Origin of the sequence: Agarivorans sp. JK6, assembly GCF_045277145.1 — a bacterium.
Taxonomy (GTDB): domain Bacteria; phylum Pseudomonadota; class Gammaproteobacteria; order Enterobacterales; family Celerinatantimonadaceae; genus Agarivorans; species Agarivorans albus.
In genome coordinates, this window is record NZ_CP113525.1 from 222,211 (window position 1) to 241,720 (window position 19,510).

The 19,510-nt window shown below is 46.1% G+C and carries 22 protein-coding genes; 8 read left to right on the plus strand and 14 right to left on the minus strand.

Features of this window, described 5'->3' with window-relative positions:
* Positions 1-28: 28 nt before the first annotated feature.
* From OV592_RS01030 to OV592_RS01050, 5 genes are all read right to left on the minus strand, one after another.
* Complete coding sequence (locus OV592_RS01030) at positions 29-1,216, minus strand: NAD(P)/FAD-dependent oxidoreductase (RefSeq protein ID WP_406610110.1); 1,188 nt, start codon at positions 1,214-1,216, stop codon at positions 29-31.
* Between the two features lie 69 nt (positions 1,217-1,285).
* On the minus strand, positions 1,286-2,812 hold the full coding sequence (locus OV592_RS01035) for a copper resistance protein NlpE N-terminal domain-containing protein (RefSeq protein WP_406610111.1): 1,527 nt from the start codon (positions 2,810-2,812) through the stop codon (positions 1,286-1,288).
* A gap of 21 nt (positions 2,813-2,833) precedes the next feature.
* Positions 2,834-3,628 (minus strand): Cof-type HAD-IIB family hydrolase, encoded by a 795-nt coding sequence (locus tag OV592_RS01040; protein WP_406610112.1) that lies wholly within the window; start codon positions 3,626-3,628, stop codon positions 2,834-2,836.
* Between the two features lie 40 nt (positions 3,629-3,668).
* Entirely contained in the window at positions 3,669-4,673 is a 1,005-nt protein-coding gene (locus OV592_RS01045; RefSeq protein WP_406610113.1) for an alpha/beta fold hydrolase, read from the minus strand.
* 179 nt (positions 4,674-4,852) lie between these two features.
* Complete coding sequence (locus tag OV592_RS01050) at positions 4,853-5,308, minus strand: DUF2214 family protein (protein WP_016399917.1); 456 nt, start codon at positions 5,306-5,308, stop codon at positions 4,853-4,855.
* Positions 5,309-5,443: 135 nt separating this feature from the next.
* Here OV592_RS01050 and OV592_RS01055 point away from each other — a divergent pair, with 135 nt between their 5' ends.
* On the plus strand, positions 5,444-6,364 hold the full coding sequence (locus tag OV592_RS01055; protein WP_406610114.1) for a DMT family transporter: 921 nt from the start codon (positions 5,444-5,446) through the stop codon (positions 6,362-6,364).
* Here the strand turns inward: OV592_RS01055 and OV592_RS01060 are convergent.
* On the minus strand, positions 6,311-6,679 hold the full coding sequence (locus tag OV592_RS01060) for a DUF2500 family protein (RefSeq protein WP_040306597.1): 369 nt from the start codon (positions 6,677-6,679) through the stop codon (positions 6,311-6,313). The two genes, OV592_RS01055 and OV592_RS01060, sit on opposite strands and share 54 nt — an antisense overlap.
* A gap of 359 nt (positions 6,680-7,038) precedes the next feature.
* Between OV592_RS01060 and OV592_RS01065 the strand changes: the two genes are divergently transcribed.
* From OV592_RS01065 to OV592_RS01075, 3 genes are read left to right on the plus strand one after another with little or no spacing between them, the layout of a single operon-like run.
* The gene (locus tag OV592_RS01065; RefSeq protein ID WP_406610115.1) at positions 7,039-8,793 is read left to right on the plus strand and encodes a YdbH domain-containing protein; all 1,755 of its coding nucleotides are present in this window, start codon (positions 7,039-7,041) and stop codon (positions 8,791-8,793) included.
* Entirely contained in the window at positions 8,763-8,951 is a 189-nt protein-coding gene (locus tag OV592_RS01070) for a YnbE family lipoprotein (protein WP_016399913.1), read from the plus strand. The genes OV592_RS01065 and OV592_RS01070 overlap by 31 nt, the downstream gene beginning before the upstream one ends.
* A gap of 6 nt (positions 8,952-8,957) precedes the next feature.
* On the plus strand, positions 8,958-9,284 hold the full coding sequence (locus OV592_RS01075; RefSeq protein ID WP_040306593.1) for a YdbL family protein: 327 nt from the start codon (positions 8,958-8,960) through the stop codon (positions 9,282-9,284).
* Positions 9,285-9,567: 283 nt separating this feature from the next.
* Here the strand turns inward: OV592_RS01075 and OV592_RS01080 are convergent, their stop codons facing one another.
* The 3 genes from OV592_RS01080 to OV592_RS01090 all read right to left on the minus strand — a co-directional run bounded on the left by OV592_RS01080 (position 9,568) and on the right by OV592_RS01090 (position 10,611).
* Complete coding sequence (locus tag OV592_RS01080) at positions 9,568-9,891, minus strand: hypothetical protein (protein WP_406610116.1); 324 nt, start codon at positions 9,889-9,891, stop codon at positions 9,568-9,570.
* On the minus strand, positions 9,888-10,199 hold the full coding sequence (locus OV592_RS01085) for a DUF1820 family protein (RefSeq protein WP_406610117.1): 312 nt from the start codon (positions 10,197-10,199) through the stop codon (positions 9,888-9,890). The genes OV592_RS01080 and OV592_RS01085 overlap by 4 nt, the downstream gene beginning before the upstream one ends.
* A 259-nt stretch (positions 10,200-10,458) precedes the next feature.
* A complete protein-coding gene (locus tag OV592_RS01090; protein WP_016399909.1) occupies positions 10,459-10,611 on the minus strand; it encodes a hypothetical protein in 153 nt (50 codons plus the stop codon).
* A 280-nt stretch (positions 10,612-10,891) separates the two neighbouring features.
* Here OV592_RS01090 and OV592_RS01095 point away from each other — a divergent pair, with 280 nt between their 5' ends.
* On the plus strand, positions 10,892-11,281 hold the full coding sequence (locus tag OV592_RS01095; protein WP_406610118.1) for a SirB2 family protein: 390 nt from the start codon (positions 10,892-10,894) through the stop codon (positions 11,279-11,281).
* 9 nt (positions 11,282-11,290) lie between these two features.
* Positions 11,291-11,521, plus strand: a complete 231-nt coding sequence (locus OV592_RS01100) for a hypothetical protein (RefSeq protein WP_016399907.1) — start codon at positions 11,291-11,293, stop codon at positions 11,519-11,521.
* On the opposite strand, the gene OV592_RS01105 is transcribed toward OV592_RS01100, so the two are convergent.
* The 5 genes from OV592_RS01105 to def all read right to left on the minus strand — a co-directional run bounded on the left by OV592_RS01105 (position 11,518) and on the right by def (position 17,227).
* On the minus strand, positions 11,518-12,975 hold the full coding sequence (locus tag OV592_RS01105) for a TrkH family potassium uptake protein (RefSeq protein ID WP_406610119.1): 1,458 nt from the start codon (positions 12,973-12,975) through the stop codon (positions 11,518-11,520). The two genes, OV592_RS01100 and OV592_RS01105, sit on opposite strands and share 4 nt — an antisense overlap.
* Before the next feature lie 10 nt (positions 12,976-12,985).
* Complete coding sequence (gene trkA, locus OV592_RS01110) at positions 12,986-14,362, minus strand: Trk system potassium transporter TrkA (protein WP_152783785.1); 1,377 nt, start codon at positions 14,360-14,362, stop codon at positions 12,986-12,988.
* 68 nt (positions 14,363-14,430) lie between these two features.
* Positions 14,431-15,753, minus strand: a complete 1,323-nt coding sequence (rsmB, locus tag OV592_RS01115) for a 16S rRNA (cytosine(967)-C(5))-methyltransferase RsmB (protein WP_406610120.1) — start codon at positions 15,751-15,753, stop codon at positions 14,431-14,433.
* Positions 15,746-16,702 (minus strand): methionyl-tRNA formyltransferase, encoded by a 957-nt coding sequence (gene fmt / locus OV592_RS01120; protein ID WP_406610121.1) that lies wholly within the window; start codon positions 16,700-16,702, stop codon positions 15,746-15,748. Before fmt ends, rsmB begins: the two co-directional genes overlap by 8 nt.
* 24 nt (positions 16,703-16,726) lie before the next feature.
* Positions 16,727-17,227 (minus strand): peptide deformylase, encoded by a 501-nt coding sequence (def, locus tag OV592_RS01125; protein WP_220719421.1) that lies wholly within the window; start codon positions 17,225-17,227, stop codon positions 16,727-16,729.
* 101 nt (positions 17,228-17,328) lie between these two features.
* Here def and OV592_RS01130 point away from each other — a divergent pair, with 101 nt between their 5' ends.
* Positions 17,329-18,405 (plus strand): LysM peptidoglycan-binding domain-containing protein, encoded by a 1,077-nt coding sequence (locus OV592_RS01130; RefSeq protein WP_016399901.1) that lies wholly within the window; start codon positions 17,329-17,331, stop codon positions 18,403-18,405.
* Entirely contained in the window at positions 18,406-19,509 is a 1,104-nt protein-coding gene (gene dprA, locus OV592_RS01135; RefSeq protein WP_406610123.1) for a DNA-processing protein DprA, read from the plus strand.
* The last annotated feature ends 1 nt before the right edge of the window (position 19,510 follow it).

The following is a 19,510-nucleotide window of genomic DNA, read 5'->3' on the forward strand; positions in this document are numbered from 1 at the left end:
GTGCAAACTAAATTGTCATTACACATAATTAACAATCTAGGCCGCAGGCTACGCCACTGGCCCATGCCCATTGAAAATTAAAGCCCCCCAGCCAACCGGTTACATCCATTACTTCGCCAATAAAGTAGAGGCCTTTTACATTATTGGCTTGCATGGTTTTGGAGCTGAGTTCGTTAGTGTCTACGCCGCCAAGGGTGACTTCGGCGGTGCGGTAGCCCTCGGTGCCATTCATGGTTATTTGCCAGTTGTTTAGCTTGGCTGCAATACTGTCGCGTTCGCCATGGCCTAGCTGATTAAGTGCTTTGGCTAGCGTGGTTTCGTCAAATAGTGCTTCTACCAGGCGTTTTGGCAGCCATTGGCTTAAGGTGTTTTTTAGGCTTTGTTTGGGATGTTGCGATAATACCTGTTCGATTAAGGAGGCGGCATCTTGTTTGGGTAACAGGTTAATGCTTACTGCTTCACCGGGTTGCCAGTAGTTAGATATTTGCAATATGGCGGGGCCTGATAAGCCGCGGTGGGTAAATAATAGCGCTTCGCTAAATTGCTTGCCGTTAGCGGCAGTAATGCAACTTGGCACCGCGATGCCCGAAAGGGCTTCAAAGCGCTCTTTTTGATCGCTATGCCAAGTAAATGGCACTAAACCGGCTCTAGTGGGCAGTACTTTAAGGCCAAACTGTTCTGCCAACTTGTAGCCAAATGGAGTGGCACCCAGTTTAGGCATAGATAGCCCGCCGGTGGCGATTACCAAGGAATTGGCTTGGTAGCATTGACCGCCAGCGTGCACTTCAAACTGTTGTTCATCGAGCTGTTTTACGTACTTCATTTCGCTACGTAGGCTAATGGTAACGCCTGCCCAATCGCATTCGGTGAGCAGCATGTCTACGATGTCTTTAGCACTGTCGTTACAGAACAATTGACCATGGTCGCGTTCGTGGTATTCGATGCCGTGGCGCTCGACCAACTCTATAAAATTGCTTGAGGGGTAGCGTGCAAGAGCGGATTTAACAAAGTGTGGGTTACCACATAAGAAGTTGTCTGGGCTAACACTCTGATTAGTAAAGTTACAACGACCGCCGCCACTAATAAGGATTTTTCGACCTGCTTTTTTGGCGTTATCAATCACCAAAACCGAGCGCCCGCGATAGCCGGCGGTAGCCGCACACATCAAGCCTGCGGCGCCTGCGCCAATAATGATAACGTCGAATTGCTGTGTCATAACCTGCCCCTGAAAAATCAGGGACATTGTACCGCTAGCCTTGGTATTGAGCTAGCAAATGAAGTGAGCTTAGTTTAACGCTCGTCCGGCCCCTTTGCTAAAGGCTTCTGCATGGAAGGTAATCCCGCTTACTGGAGCTGGTTGTGGTGCTTCTGGTTGCATGCTTGGGTTAAGTGGATAACTTAGGCCGTCGAAGCGTAGTAAACGCAGACCTGGAGTGGCTCCGCCGCCAGATACTTCTAGTAGCAAGTCTTGCCAGCGAGCATTGCTAGACGTAGCTAAAAAGAAGGGGCTGTGCACCAGTGTGGTTTTGCTTAAGAAACGGTGATTGTTATCTTTGGCTTCAAATATCAATAAGCTACATCCGCCACTACCGCACCAGTCTACATAAGTAATGATTTCGTCTTTGCCATCGCCATTTAGATCAAACTTCCACCATTGGTATTTGGTGCCATTTAGTTCGGTGCGGTGCAACTTAAAGTATTGTTTTAAGGCTGCTTCAACTTCAGGGTCATAGTCGCTGCTGGCCATTAAGGTAGCAGGTTCAAAGGTACGTTGGTGGTAGACTTTTTTGCTGGTGCCTAAAGCTACTGCAGGGCCATCCATTTTCATCATGTTTAGCCCAGCACTGCCTTGCTGTTGTGATTCTGGGTTACGTAAGCGCAGTAGTCGCCCGTCCCAGTCAAATATCATGTCGCTTTTCACTTGCTGGTGGTTACTTTGGCTTAAGGTTAAGGCCAAGCTGGAATCATTAAGTGGATACCAGTAGCCCTTCTCGCTAAAGGTTTTTTCTTCTTCAAGATAGGTGTTTTGCAGTTCGGCACTAAAGTCGGCGTTTAGGCTTAAATCTACTACGCGGCCAGAGCCAGATGCTGTGGGAAGTTTAACTTTGTAGTAGCCAGCAAGTTGCTCCACATTCTGTTTGAATGGGCGTCGTGCACAACCTTGGTAGATTTTGCCCTTATAAGTTAACTCGGCGCTATAGGAATAAACACTGTCTGCCATGGTATCTAAACACTGTTGTTTAGAAACGCTGAGGTAGAGTTCGCTGCCGGCTTGCCAGTAGTGCAGGCCTTTATCAATGCCACTGCGTGTAATGGTTTTATTGGCTGCGCCCGACAGTGTGCTGAGTAACAACTTGTTGTCTTCTATATCTATTCGCCAACCTGGCTCATTGCCCCAAGCACTAAGCTCGGCAATATCAAGCTTGCAGCCTGGGCCTTCAGAAGCCAAGTATTGCCATTCATCTGGGGTGATCTTGGCCAAGTAATCGGCTTGAGGCGCTTGCTTGCCCACGTTGGCAAAACGGCCCATAAGCTCTACGTAGATGCTTGCGTTGTTTGCAAAACGGCCAAGTACTTGTTTATCTGCTGAAGACAGCTCAATCCAGTATTGTTTATCTCCCTGACAAGGAGTGAAGATAGCGCCTGGTGCGCTTAGGGTGAGGCTCCCTTTTAGCGGAGTAAGCGGGTTAAGTTTTACTGGTACCTTAACGGGCTCTACTTTTTTTGGCGGTTCCGGCGGAGGCGTTTGGGAGCACCCTAACAATGTGATACAACTAAAAATTGCTAAGCTAAGTGTTTTAACAAGCCTCATTACCTTTCCTTAAGATGACAACTACAACTTAAAAGTGCCGATTAAATATTCAGCAACTCCATTTTCTTTGTTGCTAAGTGTTTGTTCTAAATGAGGTAAAGTCAACTTCAAACGGTCATGCGCGTTGGCCATGATCACACCTTTTCCTACTAGACTAAGCATTTCTTTATCATTAAGGCCGTCACCAAAGGCAATACAGTGCTCTGGCGCTATCGATTTTTGTGCCAATACCGCCTTTAGCGCCTCGCCTTTATTGGCTTTTTGCGCCATTACCTCTAAGCAATCGGGTAGTGAAAAGGTGATATTTAGGCTATCGCCAAAGGCTTCGGTGAAGTCTTTTTCTAGCTTGAGCAATACCTCGTGATCGGCCACAAAAAACAATTTGCAAATATGTTGGTGTTCTAAGGTGGAGAAGTCGGTTAACTGATAATCAAAACCTGAATGTTGATTAAACGAGCGGACATATTCGTTTTCTTGTTCAACGTACCAGTTATCTTCATGGTAAATATTGCGATGTAGTGTGTAGTGAGAAGAAATATCCAAAATGCGGTCGATTTCTTGCGAATTTAAGTCGGCCCTAAATAGCACTTCACCTTGCTTATTGTGCACTCTGGCACCGTTAGAAGTGATTAAATACATGGGAAAATCGAATTGATCGGCAATGGGGCGCACATCTATGTAATGGCGACCGGTGGCGATTAAAAATTTGACGTTTTGTTGATACAAACGGGTAATGGTTTGCAGCGTGTATTCTGAGATTTGGTGCTCGCCGTTGAGCAATGTGCCATCGAGATCGGTGGCTATAAGCTGATACATAGTGATGCTCCTTAGCTAGCCCGCAAAAGCGACCTAGCCCTTAATTAGCGTGCTGTTCGAAGAAGTTGAGAATACCGCTTAAAGCAGGGTTTCGCATCGAGTCGCTTTCGAACAGTATTTCGTGTTTTGCGCCAGCAATAATCTTGAATTGTGCCGATGCCGCGCTTGTAGGCCCTAGTGCTTGAAAAAAAGCGCGCTGGCCCACAGCGGTTACAATTTCATCTTGTTCTGCTTGTAATAATAGTAGTGGAACGCTGATCGTGTCGGCGCGTTCGATGATTTGTTGCATAGCGGTAAAGCTTTGATCTAACCAGCGATTGGTTGGTCCGCCTAGCTGAATGTTGGGATGGGCCAAGTACACGGCTTGCATCTGCTTAAAGCGCTGCTCACTGTGAGTTAAGTGGTTATTATTAAAGCTGCAGTGTTTGTAATCTGATTGGCCAACCGCATAGTAGGGGCCGCGCTTAAATTGCCGTTCAAGTTTGCTCATAATCGCTGCTAAGCTGGTGGCAATTGGCTTAGGTAGCATGCCTAGATTAATACCAAACATTGGTGCAGATAGAGCGGCGGCAGTAAAGGTATTGGGAAACTGTTGTAAGTAATGAGCAGCGATAGCGCCGCCCATCGAGTGCGCCAATATAAACCGCTGTTGGTAATTAGCTAGCAAATCTTGCTGTTCAATAAGCGTGGCTAAATCATCAACGTAGTATTGAAAACTGGCTACATCACCGGGTTGCCAGCGGGCGCTTTCACGATCAGATAAACCTTGGCCACGGTGGTCGATGATAAACACATCATAGCCTTGTTGGGCCAGATCGTAAGCTAGTTCATCGTATTTTAAATAGGCTTCGGTTCGCCCTGGCGAAACCACAATTACCTTATTGTTGGGTTCGGCGGCCGTTAGTTTTAGATACTTTATGCTTAAACCTTGCGCGCCAACAAAGCTGGCTTCGCTGGCATGTTTAGCCCAGTAAGGTTGAATTTTTTCTGGGTACACCGTGGCCAGCTCATGCTCTTGGCTGAGTCGATAATTGGATGTACTCATATTGCTAACCCCTGCTGGCTAAATATCAGCATTTATCTATACAACAAGCGTATGAATAAGAACAGAAATATCTAGGGGCTGTTGCTCATTAGTGGTGTTTTGGTGGTGGCCAGTTGGTTCAAATACAAGCTAGCTTAAGCAGGGCAGCGGTGTTCTCGCAAGGTAACTAAAGAAGGCTCTTAGCTGCCAAAACCGGCACGTGCTAGCGTAACTAGCATTGGGATTAGTAACAGCACACCTAGCTCAAGGCGAATTAACCAAATTACCGAGGAGTGTTGGCGATAGCTAATCATCGAGGGTTTGCCTTGTTTTAAGGCTTTGCGCCATCGATAAAAGGTAGCTGAAGGATAAAGAGACAACAGCACCACAACAAAAAACAGTAGCATTTTTAAAGCGAAGAATGGGTTGTCGAGGTAAGTATGGCTAGTGCTGTGAAACAAAAACAGCCGTAAAGCGCCGGTGATAAAAATCAATACCGTGGAAAAAGCATGGGTGGCATCGGCCAACAGCAACTTTTTCACATCATCTTGGGTCATTCCGCGACGGAACAAAAAGGCTTCAGAGTACAGCGCACCTGCCAGCAAAATAATTGCTGTCACATGCAGTCCTGCATTAATCGCCTCTATTAGACTCATTGATCGTTATCCATGAAATAGTAATGTTTTAGAAAGCGCTACCGCGCGATGGCGGATAGTACTGCAAATCCCAGCCCGATGCTATACCCTAACAGCCCTAAGTCGCTGACGTCTAGAGTGGAGAAGGAAGGTTTTATGAAAGGAAAGCTACTGGCTTATGGCTTGCTGGTTCTACCGCCACTATTCTGGGCCGGAAATTTTGTTACTGGGCGTTATATTTCAGAACAAGTGCCAGCGATGTCTTTGTCTTATTGGCGCTGGACTTTAGCCATGCTGATTGCCATGCCCTTGCTTTATCGCAGTATGTGGCGTCAGCGAGAAGTTATTAGCCAAAATTGGCTACGTATTTCGGTTTTGGCCTGCTTGGGTGTGGCGGGGTTTAACTCCTGTGTTTATATCGGTTTACAAAATACCACTGCCACCAACGCACTGATTATTAACTCGATGATTCCGATATTTATTTTGCTAGTGAGTTGGGTGTGGCTCAAACAACGGATTACCCTGCGGCAAATGGCGGGCATTGTCTTGTCTTTTGTTGGTGTATTGGCTTTGTTGGTGAAAGGGCAGTGGCAGCAGTTGGCGACTTTTAGCATCAACCAAGGCGATGGTTGGATTGTTTTATCCTCTTTAGTTTGGGCGCTTTATTCCATTGGCTTACGCTATAAACCTGCCGAGCTAGGTGGCGCAGCTTTTCTAGGTTGCACGCTGGTTGTTGGGTCCTTAGTGCTGAGTCCATTTTATTGGCTAAATTTACCTGAAGCCGCGTTTGAGGTAACTAATGATGCTATTGCAGCATTGGCTTATGTAGCGGTTTTTCCTTCTCTGCTGGCTTATTTGGCTTGGAATTATGGTGTTAAAAGCGTGGGAGCCAATATCGCTGGCCAATACATTCACCTAATGCCATTATTTGGCGCCGTGCTGAGCGTGACTTTTTTAGGTGAGCAATTAGCGGCTTATCATGCTTTAGGGGCACTGTTAATCGCCGCTGGCTTACTGGTAGCGTTATTGCCCTTCGCTGCTATCCGCGGGCGGCTCGCCAGCTTCAAAACTCACTAGTCGGCTTCCTTGAATGGTGAGTTCACCGGTTAAGTCTTGAGTAAGATCTTGAAACTGCTTACGTTTTATTTGAAAACGGCGCGACTCGCCGCCTTCCACTGGGGTGAACTCCACAAAATAGCGATAACGCTTATGCCTGTCTTCATTTTCTTTACCGGGACGAGTAATGGGGATCTCATCGCGTTTTGATACAGTTACCCAAAGGCTGTGTAGCGGTTGGGCTGAGTCCCAGCGACGTTGCTGAACATTACGCCATAATTGATATACCACCATGCCCACGATGATGAGCATGACTAAAAACCACCACCAAGGCATTAGCGCTTCCTCCTGCTTTGCTGTGTAATACCAATCGTACTAAGTAACTGTTCATTCTATCTGGTTAAAATGCTCGATAACTGCGTTAGAATTTTTGATTGTAGAATAACTACTCATCGAAAAATCCTGCCTTGTTCTCTAGTATTTTTCCTGCGTTATTGCTGATCACTTACTTAGTGTGATTGGTAGAATCATAGTTGTTTCCTGTTTTGCAGCCTTAGCTGCTGGTTTTACTAAGTTTTTGTCGGATAGCCCCAATTCGTCAAGCCCAAATGCTTATTGTGTTGTTTGTTTTCTCGTTATTCCACTCAAAAGCGCTTAGTATTCCTGCTAGAGATATAGCAATAAAGGAATCTAGCTTGGGTGGTTGTTACCACAAGCCCCTATACTTGGGCTTCTCTACATTTTTACAACTAAGCATGGTGCTTAGCGTGTTGTTTACTGCTGCCTGTTACGCAAACCCTAAAATGGAAGCCGCATTAGGCAAAGGCGCGTGGGGCGCTTGCCCGCAGCTAAATATTGAAGGGCTTAAGGTAAGCAGCTTTCCCCTGTTATTAAAGGTTGAGCATCTAGAGCTGGATGTGAGTTGTTTGCTGAGCTCAGGCAAGCAGGGAAAAGCCACCTTTGAACCTGCCCAATGGCAAGCGCCGGTTGAACAACTATTTACTCAGCTTCTCAGCATTCCTGTGGCGTTTAATGGCAGCCGCATCGAAGTTGAGCAGCTAATTGTAAAGCACAGTAAGCAAGTTCTTGTTGAAGGAAAGCTAAAGCTAAGCCAGCAAGACCAGCAATGGCAGTTGAGCTTAAGTGAAACACAAGGCAGTCACATTGAGCTAAGCGTTGCTGTGCAAGCGCAGACCATGCAGCTTAGCGGGGAACTATCGCCGCTTCTACTTAAAACGTTAGCTCAGCACTTTGAGCAAGCTTGGTTAGCTGACGAGCGCTTGGCCAAGCTACAGTTTTCTATTGCGGCAAACTTCTCGGATGACCTACTGGTTAACGCCAATCTAAAACTGCCAAGCTTAGCAGCAACAATTGATGCGCAGTTGTCTGGTTGGGACAATTGGCAGTTAGCTGCTTCCCACTCTGGTTTTAGCATTGATGAAACAGCACTACCGGCAGCCGATTGGCAGTTTGAACAGCATAAATGGCAACTTAATGTTGCAGATTGGCAGCTTAAAGGGGAAGGGGGTTGGCGGTTACAGCCTGAGTTGGCGATTAACGGACGCTTAAACGGTGAAGACTTAATTGCGCTTCAGCAGTATTTTTACACTTTGCCTAAACCAGCCAATCTATTGTCAGCAGCAGCTGAGCTGCAGTTTACTTGGCAAAATGAGCAGCTTAATGGGGAGCTTAAGGCTCAGAATATTAATGCCCTATGGGGAGAGCTCCGCTTTGATGGTGGAGAGTTAACTAGTGAATTCAAATTTCAGCCTCAGTTGGGCTGGCAGCATTCTGGAATATTTACCTTAGCGCAATGGGATATCGGCATTCCTTTATCGCGGTTAGCCCTTAATTGGCAGCAAACAGAATTTGCACCATTGGCGCAGTGGCAGAGCGTAATGATGCGAAATATTGGCTTTAAGGTATTGGGCGGCGAAGCGAAGGTAGCTCAGCTAGCGCTAGCATTGCCTAATGTCGCCAATCTTGAGCTGGAAAAGGTGCAACTCGCTGAGTTAGTAAAACTTTACCCAGAACTAGGCTTAACCATGCAAGGATCGGTATCGGGCAATCTACCAGTACATTTTGCTGAGCAAGGCATCGCGATTTCTGCAGGGAGACTGGCTGTAGAAGAGCCAAGAGGGCATATTGCACTTACTCACCAATCGCTGGTGGCGATTAAAGCACAACACCCGTCGCTCGATTTTGCGTTAAGCTTATTAGAAGACTTTGATTATGAAACACTTGCAGCTGAAGTCGATTTTGCCGAAGATGGGCAACTCGACATGCAGGTAAAACTTATTGGGCGCAATCAGCAGGTTAGCCCACGGTTGGTGACATTGAATTATCGTCACCAAGAAAACATTTATCAGCTACTACGTAGTTTGCGTATTGGCGAACAACTGTCAGGACAACTGCAGCAATGGATAGACGATACTTCTTCTTCCCCCTAGTTTTAGTGTTAGGCCTTGCGGCCTGTACACCTAAGGTAGAGGTAGCGGTAGATAAGCCGATTACGGTTAATCTAAATGTAAAAATTGATCATGAAATTCGAGTGCGCGTTGATAAGCAACTTGATGATTTATTTAGTGATGAAAGCGGACTGTTTTAGGAGAGCATGATGAAAAGGAATAGCTGGATACTAGCCTTACTGTTAAGCCTTAGCTTTTCTGTGGCGGCCTTGGATTTAGGTGAAGCAAAGAATAATGGTTGGGTGGGTGAGCAAACCAATGGTTTGTTAGGCATTGTTAGCCACAATGCTGAAGTAAAGGCCTTAGTCGATGGTATTAACCAAAAGCGTTTAACCAAATACAAGCAAATTGCTAAAGAGAACGGTTTAACTGAGCAACAAGTGGCTGCGCTGGCGGGCAAAAAAGCGATTGAGCGCAGTGATAGTGGCGCTTATATTCAATCTCCCTCGGGCGATTGGGTGAAAAAACCTTAACTACGACATTTACAGCGTAGTTAGGGTCTGTTGATCTTTGGTGTTGAAATTTTGTTCGAGATAAGCGGGCTTTAATCGCGGCGAGCACTAGAAGCCTAGTGGGCTAAGCAAGAAGTGCTTAACAAAGAGTAAAGTTCGCTTATCCGAACCCTTCGGGCAGCATTTCTTAGCCATTTATTCAGCGTTAGCGAGTGATTATTAAGCCCACTTAACTGCACACTCACTGCCTTGCCTAAATGGCTAATAAATTGCTGCAAAAACCATCAGCAAAGATCAACAGACCCTAGTGTTGCTTGAGGTAGTGAGTGATTTCAGTTACTACCTCAAGGTAGCAAGTTAAGCATTTTTCAAGATCTGCTTGGGGCTGTTCACTCTGTTTCAACTGTTTAACCCAAGTGCTAAGCGCTGGGCTACAAACCAAAGCGGCTATGCCTTGAAGCTGTTGTAATAAGCCGCTATTTACTTTGCCGTCTTCAATGGCTTGTCTAATCTGTTGAGCTTCTTGTTCGCTGCCATTAACAACATCTGCTAACCACACTTTAAGCAACTGTTCGTTGCCAAACTGTGCTTTTAGTTTAAACCAATCTATAGGGCTCTGTTGGTTCATGGTTTAGGCGTGTAAATGGCAGAAGGAAAGGGCGTTATGTTGCTGGCTTCATGGATTTTAGATTTACCTAGTTTGTCCACTTCATCAATTCGTAAGATGTTATGCATAGGTACCAGGGTGCGATTTACTCCAGAGAACTCTGTCTTTAACTTTTCTTCGCTGGGGTCAACGACCAATTGGGCGCGAGCATCAAATACAAAGTCACCCACTTCAATAAAGCCAAATAAACTGGCTTGATTTACGTGTTTAGCATACAGCTCGTAGGTTTTGCCGTTACAGATGAAATTCACTCGATACAGCTGTGACATGAGATACCCGTTTAATCCATTTTTAAAGCGAAGTATTGGTTAAAAATACCTACAAATAGGCATGAATCCGAACGATTGTACCCGTAAAAACGAAAGCAAAGCTAGTGAAGAAGTGAGCTATTTACACTTATTTGCAAATTAAGCTAAGACTATGTTGTAAAAGCCTTTTAAGCATAATTTTATTTAGTGATTGCTGAATTTTCAGGTGGGGAATTAGGCGGTGTTTTAAATGAAAAAGGCAGCTAATGCTGCCTTTAATTTAATTTTCTTGTGAGTCTATTGGGTCTGCGGAACCAAATTCTGCCATTTCGTTAGGGTCTACGCCTAATTCTTGGCATGCATCTAAAAACGAGGCTCCTGTATGACACATTAATATGTCGATGGCAGGTAGCATATTGGGTGCTTCTGACATGGCCAGCTCCGGCATTTGTTAATAAAAAGATAAGATAGTGGCGACACTCTCCCACAGTTTAGCAGATCCCCCAAGAGAGCTAGATCACGTTATTAGCGATGGATTGATGAATAAAACAGCAGTATTGCTGCCATGGTGTGACTATTGTCCAGTTATTCTTTTGTTAATCAGCCACCTAGCAGATGTTGTGAGTTTGTTACTTAAGAAAAAGGTTTGTGGTATTAAATGCAAGTTAATACACTGGTCGGACTAAAATTTGCGAATACAGAAAGGACAAGCAATGCTCGAATACTATCCAATGGTAAAACACCTACATATGACCTTGGCAATGCTAAGCATATTAGGCTTTATTTTTCGCTGGATTCTTGCCTTATTTGGTTCGTCATTACTCAAGCGTACTTGGTTAAAAGTGCTACCGCATATTATTGATACAGGCTTGCTGGTTGCGGCAATTTTGCTTTGCATGATGCTGCAGCAATACCCCATCGCGCAAGATTGGCTGACCGCTAAAGTGGTGCTTTTGGTGGTGTATATTGTGTTGGGGATGTTTGCTCTTAAGCGCGCGCCAAATCAGCTAGTGAGAATATTGGCGGGTTTAGCCGCCATTGCTGTATTTGCCCAAATACTCGTAGTGGCTTTTAGTCGCTCTCCGTTGGGCTTATTTGCTTAGGTATTGCTTATGCTACTTGGTGCTTTGCGTTCATTGTTACTTACTTTGTGGCGCTTCTCGATTATCTACAGTTCGATTGTGATTGCTTGGCTGTATTGCCACATTATGAATGTAGATTTTGAGATTGTGGATACAGGCACCAACCAACATAAAACCATAATCGTTGGTTTGTACTTGGTTTATCTTGGCTTATGGTGGTGGTTAAACCCCTATTTGGCGCGAAATCGCCGCCAAAATTAACGGTAACGCCAATAGGCTGGCAGAAACAATACCAGTACTGTTAGTACTTCTAATCGCCCTAATAACATTCCTAAAGACAGCAGCCACTTGGCTGAGTCTGGCAGTAAGTGGAAGTTATGGTCGGGGCCAATTACTCTACCCAAACCTGGGCCAACGTTAGCTAAGGCGGTCATTGCGCCTGACAATGCTGTTATTGGGTCTAAACCCAGCAAGGCTAAACCGCTGGCTAGCAAGATGAGAGTAAAGAAAAAAGCAAAAATAAAAGCCACCAAGGAGCGAATGTGTTGCTCGCTGACTAAACGGCCGTTGTAGCGGTGTGGATAAATGCCATTAGGGTGAACTAGCTGTTTCAGTTGGCGCGAAAACAAGCCGCTAGCCAGTTGAAAACGAAATATTTTTATTCCCCCAGACGTAGAGCCCGAACAGGCACCAACTAGCATTAAAAAGATAAATAACACGGTGGTGAAGTTACCCCAATGGCTAAAGTCGGTGAGTCCGTAACCGGTGGTGGTAACAATTGAAATGATATTAAAGATGCTGATGCGCAGCGCATCTAATAGTGAAAAGGTACCGTGCATCCATAGCCAAATACTCATCATACCACCCACCACCAATATTAAGCTCACAAATCCCCTAACTTGAGCGTCTTTCCAGATGTAGCGAGGATCTTTATGGCGAATCGATTGCACCAAGAGCAAGAAGGGCAGGCCGCCGAGTAACATAAATACGCTGCCTACCCAGTGGCTGGCATTGCTAAAATGCGCCATTGATTCATCGGAGGTGGAGTAACCGCCAGTTGAAATGGTGGTCATTGAATGATTAATCGCTTCAAACCAGTCCATGCCAGTTAAGTGATAAGCACCGGCGCAAAGAATGGATAGCAACAAATACACTTTGAGCATGTTGCTGGCGACATTTTTGGTTTTTGGGGTGTTTTTATCAGACCAATCAGATGATTCGGTTTGGAATAAACGCATTCCGCCAACATTCAAAAATGGCAATATCGCTACACTTAAAACAATAAAGCCTATTCCACCGAGCCATTGCAGCATAGAGCGCCACAACAACGCGCTTTTAGGCATCTCATCCAAACCCGCCAGTACTGTAGAACCAGTGGTGGTTAGCCCAGACATGGTTTCGAAAAAAGCATCGGTAAAGCTAATATGGTCTATTCGATAAAGGGGCAGCGCACCAAATAAGCAGGCGACTAACCAGACCGTGGTGGTAAGCAAAAACATGCCTCGCACCGAGAGTTTAAAGTTGGGCCGTTTACCCCAGCGAATGAGGGCAAAAGCCACAGATTGGGTGATAACGATGGTATAGAAAAACTCGACGTAATCGGGTTCGTCGTAAGCCATTCCTATGGCTAAGGGCGCTAGCATTAGTAGGCTGAGCTTGGACAATACCAAACCCGTCACAAACATGATGGGCCTTAGATCGGGGGCAATCATCATGTGAAAAAACCTACAGGAAGAACGGACTAGGCTGGAATAAACGCTCAACTTCAGGGATAAACTTCTTATCCACTAAGAACATCACTACGTGGTCATCTTGCTCAATCACCGTATCGTCGTGGGCGATGATCACTTCGTTACCGCGCACTACTGCACCAATGGTTGTACCGGGAGGAAGCTTTAACTCACCAACGCTTCGCCCCACCACTTTTGATGTATTACTATCGCCATGCGCGATCGCCTCAATGGCTTCAGCTGCACCGCGGCGCAGTGAGTAAACATTTACGATATCGGCACGTCGAACATGGGTAAGCAGGGCTGAGATGGTTGCTTGTTGCGGAGAGATAGCAATATCAATAGTGCCGCCTTGTACCAACTCTACGTAAGCGCCACGTTGAATTAGCACCATCACTTTTTTAGCGCCCATACGTTTGGCTAACATGGCCGACATGATGTTAGCTTCATCATCGTTAGTTACCGCGATAAATACATCAACTTGTTCGATGTTCTCTTCGCTGAGCAACTCTTGGTCGGATGCATCACCACAAAATACAATGGTATTGTTTAGCATTTCTGCCAGTTGCTCGGCGCGGCGTTGGTTACGCTCGATAAGCTTAACGCTGTATTGGCTTTCTAAGCGCTTAGCTAGCGCAGCGCCAATGTTACCGCCGCCAACAATCATTAGGCGCCGATAAGGTTTCTCAAGTTTCTGCAGTTCGGCCATGACTTTGCGAATATGGTCGCTGGCTGCAACAAAAAACACCTCATCATCTGCTTCAATCACAGTGGTGCCTTGTGGGCGAATTGCGCGACCTTGGCGGAAAATTGCTGCAACTCGGGTTTCAATATCAGGCATGTGGTCGCGTAATACCGATAAGGCATTACCTACCAAAGGACCACCGTAGTAGGCTTTAATCGCTACCAGACCTACTCGACCTCGGGCAAATTGCATCACTTGCAGTGCGCCTGGGTAGTCAATTAAACGGCTGATGTAGTCGGTAACCAGTTGCTCAGGAGCAATCAGGTGGTCGAGCGGAACCGCCTCATTACAAAACAGTGCTTCTTTCTCGGCAAGCAACTCTTCAGAGCGAATTCGCGCCACTTTATTTGGCGTATTAAACAGTGTGTAAGCAATCTGGCAAGCCGCCATATTGGTCTCATCGCTGTTCGTTACCGCGACTAACATGTCGGCATCGTGCGCACCTGCCTCACGTAATACGCTGGGGTGGGCGGCATGACCAAATACAACCTGTAAATCAAACTTATCTTGCAACTCTCGCAAGCGGTCTTGGTTAGTATCTACCAGGGTGATATCTGATTTCTCACCCACGAGGTTTTCCGCTAACGTGCCACCTACTTGGCCCGCTCCAAGAATAATGATTTTCATTTGCTAACAATACCTTAAGCGTTTATTGCTATTTTTTAGTGTTACTCTTGATGGCGCGAAAGGCAAGCCTAAGCAGTGGTTTTCCGTAGTCGAGCATAATAAAAACCATCCATGTTATTGTTGCCGGGTAAAAGTTGCCAACCAGGTTGAGTCGCTGTTTCATCTTGGTTAATTGGCACCAGTTCAGCATCCGCGGTTTGTTGCAAAAATGCCGCAATTTGCTGGCTATTTTCGTCGGGCAACACCGAGCAGGTCGCGTAAAGCATAACTCCACCGGGTTTTAGCTGCTGCCAAAGTGCCTCTAAGATTTCTTTTTGTAGCTTCACTAATTCTGCAATATCGCTATCACGGCGCAACCATTTGATGTCGGGGTGGCGGCGAATAACGCCAGTGGCCGAGCAGGGAGCGTCTAACAAAATTCGATCGAAAGGCTGATCATTCCAACGTTCTGGTTTGCTGGCGTCGTTACAATGTAAAGTGGCTTTTAAACCTATTCGCTCAAGATTTTCTGTAACACGGTTTAAGCGTGCTTGTTCGGTATCTACCGCAACCAGCTCAGCTAATGCTGGTTGTAGTTCTAGAATGTGACAAGTTTTACCGCCTGGTGCAGCACAGGCATCTAATACACGCTCACCGGGCTGCGCATCCAATAAACTGGCTGCCATTTGCGCGGCGCCATCTTGCACCGAAGATGCACCTTCGGCGAAGCGAGGTAGTTTATGCACGGGCTGTGCTTTGTCTAAACATAAGGCTTGCTGCGCCAGCGTGGAACTTTGGCTGGTGATCTCTAAAGCCGCAAGCTCTGTTTGGTAAGCATCGCGTTCACCTTGTAGAGTGTTTACCCTGATCCACATTGGAGCATGTTGGTTGTTAGCTTCAAGTATTTGCGCCCATTGTTCTGGATAAGCGGCTTTTAAGCGTTTGCTTATCCAGCTCGGGTGGCAATACTGCAAGCTGTCGTTGGCAGTTAGCTGGGGCTCTAATTGCTCACGTTGGCGTTCGGCATTGCGTAATACACCATTAACCAGTTTTTTTAGGCTATGCAGTTTTAACTGGCTGGTGGCAGATACCGTCTCCGACACCGCAGCGTGGGCTGGTACTCGCATATAGAACAGCTGGTACAAGCCAACCATTAGCAAAAAGTGACCATTACGGATTTTGCCCTTTAGGGGTTTATCCATTAGCTGTTGCAAAACCGCTTCAAAACGCGGTAGCCAACGCAGCACACCAAAACATAGCTCTTTTACCAAGGCGTGATCGCGCGCTACTACTTGAGGCAATACTCGTGGCAGCATTTGGCTTAGTGACTGGCCTTGGTCTACCACTTGATACAAAATGTTTGCAGCGGCTGCACGGGCATTTATTTGCTTATTTTTTGGCTGTTCAGCCATTAGCACTCTCCAGCTTAGCACCAAGTTCAAACCACTCTTTTCGAGCATTTAGTACGTCTGCGGCGGCTAAGGCTTTTTTGCCTGGGATTTGAATTTGCTCAAGGCGCAAAGCATCTTTGCCGGTGGCCACTACAATGCCGTGTTTATCTGCCGCAATGATAGTGCCTGGAGCTTGTTGGCCAGAGTTCTGCTGTACGCTGGCTTGCCATACTTTGATATTTTTATCCGCTAGGGTGAAGTAGCTCATTGGCCAAGGATTAAAGGCGCGAATGCAGCGTTCGATAAATTCGGCATCTTGTTGCCAATCAATACAGGCTTCTGCTTTGCTAAGCTTTTTGGCGTAATTTGCTTGGCTATCGTCTTGCGGTGTAGCGCTCAACTCTCCGTTTGCCAAACCTTCAACAGCTTTAACCAGTGAATGCGGGCCTACTTCGGCCAGTTTGTCATACAGTGATGCACTGGTTTCATCTTTGGCGATTTCAACTTTATCTAATAACAGCATGTCACCGGTATCTAAACCAATGTCCATTTGCATGATGGTCACGCCCGAGTGGCTATCGCCAGCCCAAATTGAGCGCTGAATCGGTGCCGCTCCGCGCCAGCGGGGTAATAAAGAACCATGCACATTAATACAACCTAAACGCGGTGTATCTAAAACAACTTGAGGCAGTAGCAAACCGTAAGCCACTACTACCATTAAATCGGCGTTTAACGCGGCTAACTGCTGTTGTGCTTCTTCGCTCTTAAAGTTTTCCGGTTGGAAAACCGCAATGTCGTGCTCAAGCGCTAGCTGTTTTACCGGGCTAGCTTGCAGCTTTTTACCGCGACCCGCAGGGCGATCTGGCTGGGTATAGGCGGCTACGACTTGGTGGTCACTGGCAATTAATGCGCTTAGGTGGCGCGCCGCAAAATCCGGCGTGCCGGCAAAGATGATCCGCAATGGCGTCATGCTGTGTTGTACCTTTGTGGTTGCTTACTTGCGACGAGCAAGTTTTTCGAGTTTGGTTTTTACTCGTTGGCGCTTAAGAGGCGACAAGTAATCGATAAACAATTTACCTTTTAAGTGGTCTAGTTCGTGTTGCACGCAAATAGCCAGTAGGCCTTCAGCCTCAAATATCTGCTCGTTACCGTCGGCATCCAAAGATTTCACTTTGATTTTTTCTGCTCTTGGCACTTGGGCACGATATTCAGGAACCGATAAACAACCTTCTTCATTTAATGCTTCACCATCAGTTTCGATGATTTCAGGATTAATTAACGCAAGTCGTTGATCTCGCGTATCTGATACGTCAATCACTACAATTTGCTGGTGAATGTTGACCTGTGTCGCAGCTAGGCCAACTCCTTCCTCTTGATACATGGTTTCAAACATGTTTTCGATTATAGTTTTAACTTTATCGTCAATATTATTAACGGGTTGCGCTATAGTACGCAGGCGTTCATCAGGAAAACGCAATACTTCAAGTACAGCCATAACTTCTGTCTTCAATCAGGTTTTGGTAGATTGTCGGTAATTCTAGTCATTTATGTGACTAAAAAACAGCTTTGGATATAGGGATGTCGCTGGGAGACACTATGAAAGGGAAAAAATTAGTTTGGCTTTGGGCCTCTTTGTTGTTTTTAGTGGGAGGTGCTATTGCTGACACACTGAAACTAAAGGAGGATTTTCCCGAAGTCTATGTTGTGAAAAAAGGCGATACCTTATGGGATATCTCTGCCTTGTATTTACATTCTCCGTGGCTTTGGCCGCGCTTGTGGCAATACAACCCACAAGTTGAGAATCCGCACCTGATTTATCCAGGTGATCGCTTATCGTTAGTTTATGAAGACGGTGAGCCTCGTTTAGTACGTAAGCGTATTGTAAAAGTCACGCCTAAGGCACGCATTGAAGAAAAGGCTAGCCCTATTCCTACGGTGCCACTGGCCTCAATTAGCGCATTTTTATCACATGACCACATTGCTGATGAAGATATGCTGAAAGGCGCACCTTATGTGCTTGGTGACAATGATGCGCAGTCGCGTATTGCCATTGGCCGTGCAATGTATGCTCGTGGCGAAACTAAGCCAGGCCAGTACTACGGAATATATCGCGTTGCGGATAAATACTATGATCCGGAAACTAAAGAAGAGCTAGGCCAGGTGCTTAACTTTATTGGTGTTGGAGTGTCTGAGCGTCAGCATGAAGATAACATCACCCAGTTTAAGGTGACGCAGGTATTAAAAGAAATTCGCCAAGGCGATATTATGCTGGAGCTACCAGACCAAGATCGCTTGCCTGCTTATTTCATTCCAAATAATAAACAGTTGGAAAGCAGTGGCTACATCCTTTCTGCAGCAACTGATACCTCAGTAATGAGTCGTTACGATGTAGTGGTGATAAACAAAGGTACTCGCGATAACGTGGCCCCAGGTGATATGTTTGCCGTGGCGCAGCCAGGTAAAGTGATGATTGATAAGGTAAGACGCAAGTCTTACGAAGAAACCGCTAATCACTTCGACCGTGCCTTTAATAGCGATGACGAGCGCGTATCGCTGCCTAACGAGAAAGTGGGTGAGCTGATGGTATTTAAGAGCTATGAGAAATTGAGCTACGCGATTATTACCGATAGTAAAGTTATTCTTCGCCCACACTATTTGGTGGAGAACCTATAGTTGCTACCGAATTTATCGGTAGTTCAATATCTTAAACTTGCAGGCGTGCCCCGTTTCTCGACGGCACGTTTGCAAGCTGCTTTAAGCCAATGCAGTGTCGAGCAGTTATTTGCTGCTGATGCCAGCCAATTGGCTGCTTGGCAATTTAGCCCTCCGCAAATATCTGCACTACTGCAACCCAAACAGGCGCGCATTGAACAAGCACTAGCCTGGCTTGAACAAGACGATTGCCATTTATTGGGGTGTTTTGACCCGCGCTACCCGGAATGCTTACGCAATATCCAACGTCCGCCTCTGTTGCTATTTGTGCGTGGTAATCCCGCACTATTAGTTAAACCTCAGCTAGCAATAGTTGGTAGTCGTCATGCTAGTGTTTCGGGTTTAAATCATGCCAAGCGCTTTGCTCAGCAACTTGCAGAGCAAGGGATCACCATTACTAGTGGTATGGCGTTGGGAATTGATGCCGCCGCGCATAAAGGAGCGCTGCTAGCAAAACCTGATGCCACTATTGCGGTTGTGGCAACGGGTTTAGATAGGGTATATCCAAAGCGTCATCAGGCGCTAGCGCATCAAATCAGTGAACAGGGTGCAATAGTGAGTGAGTTTTGGCCCGGTACAGCCGCCAAAGCCAATCATTTTCCAAGACGTAATCGCATTATTAGTGGCTTAAGTTTGGCAACCTTAGTGGTGCAAGCGGGGTTACCCAGTGGCTCTTTACTCACTGCGAATTACGCTGCTGAACAAGGCCGTGATGTATTTGCTATGCCGGGTTCTATTGATGATCCCTTACATGCCGGTTGTCATCATTTGATTCAACAAGGAGCTAAATTGGTGACTTGTCCGGTCGATATAATAGAAGAGTTAGGCGTTTTTTCTGGGCAAACAGCTTTACCGTTGCATGCGGTGGAGCAAAATATGCAAGAACAAGATTTGCCTTATCGGCAATTGTTGGATAACGTAGCTTATGAGACTACAACAATTGATGATTTAGTCTTAAGCACTCAACAACCTGTTGATGCTGTACTGGCTCAGTTAACTGAGTTAGAGATATTGGGTGTTGTGGCCGTTGTGCCAGGTGGTTACGTCAAGCTGAGGAGGAACTAAC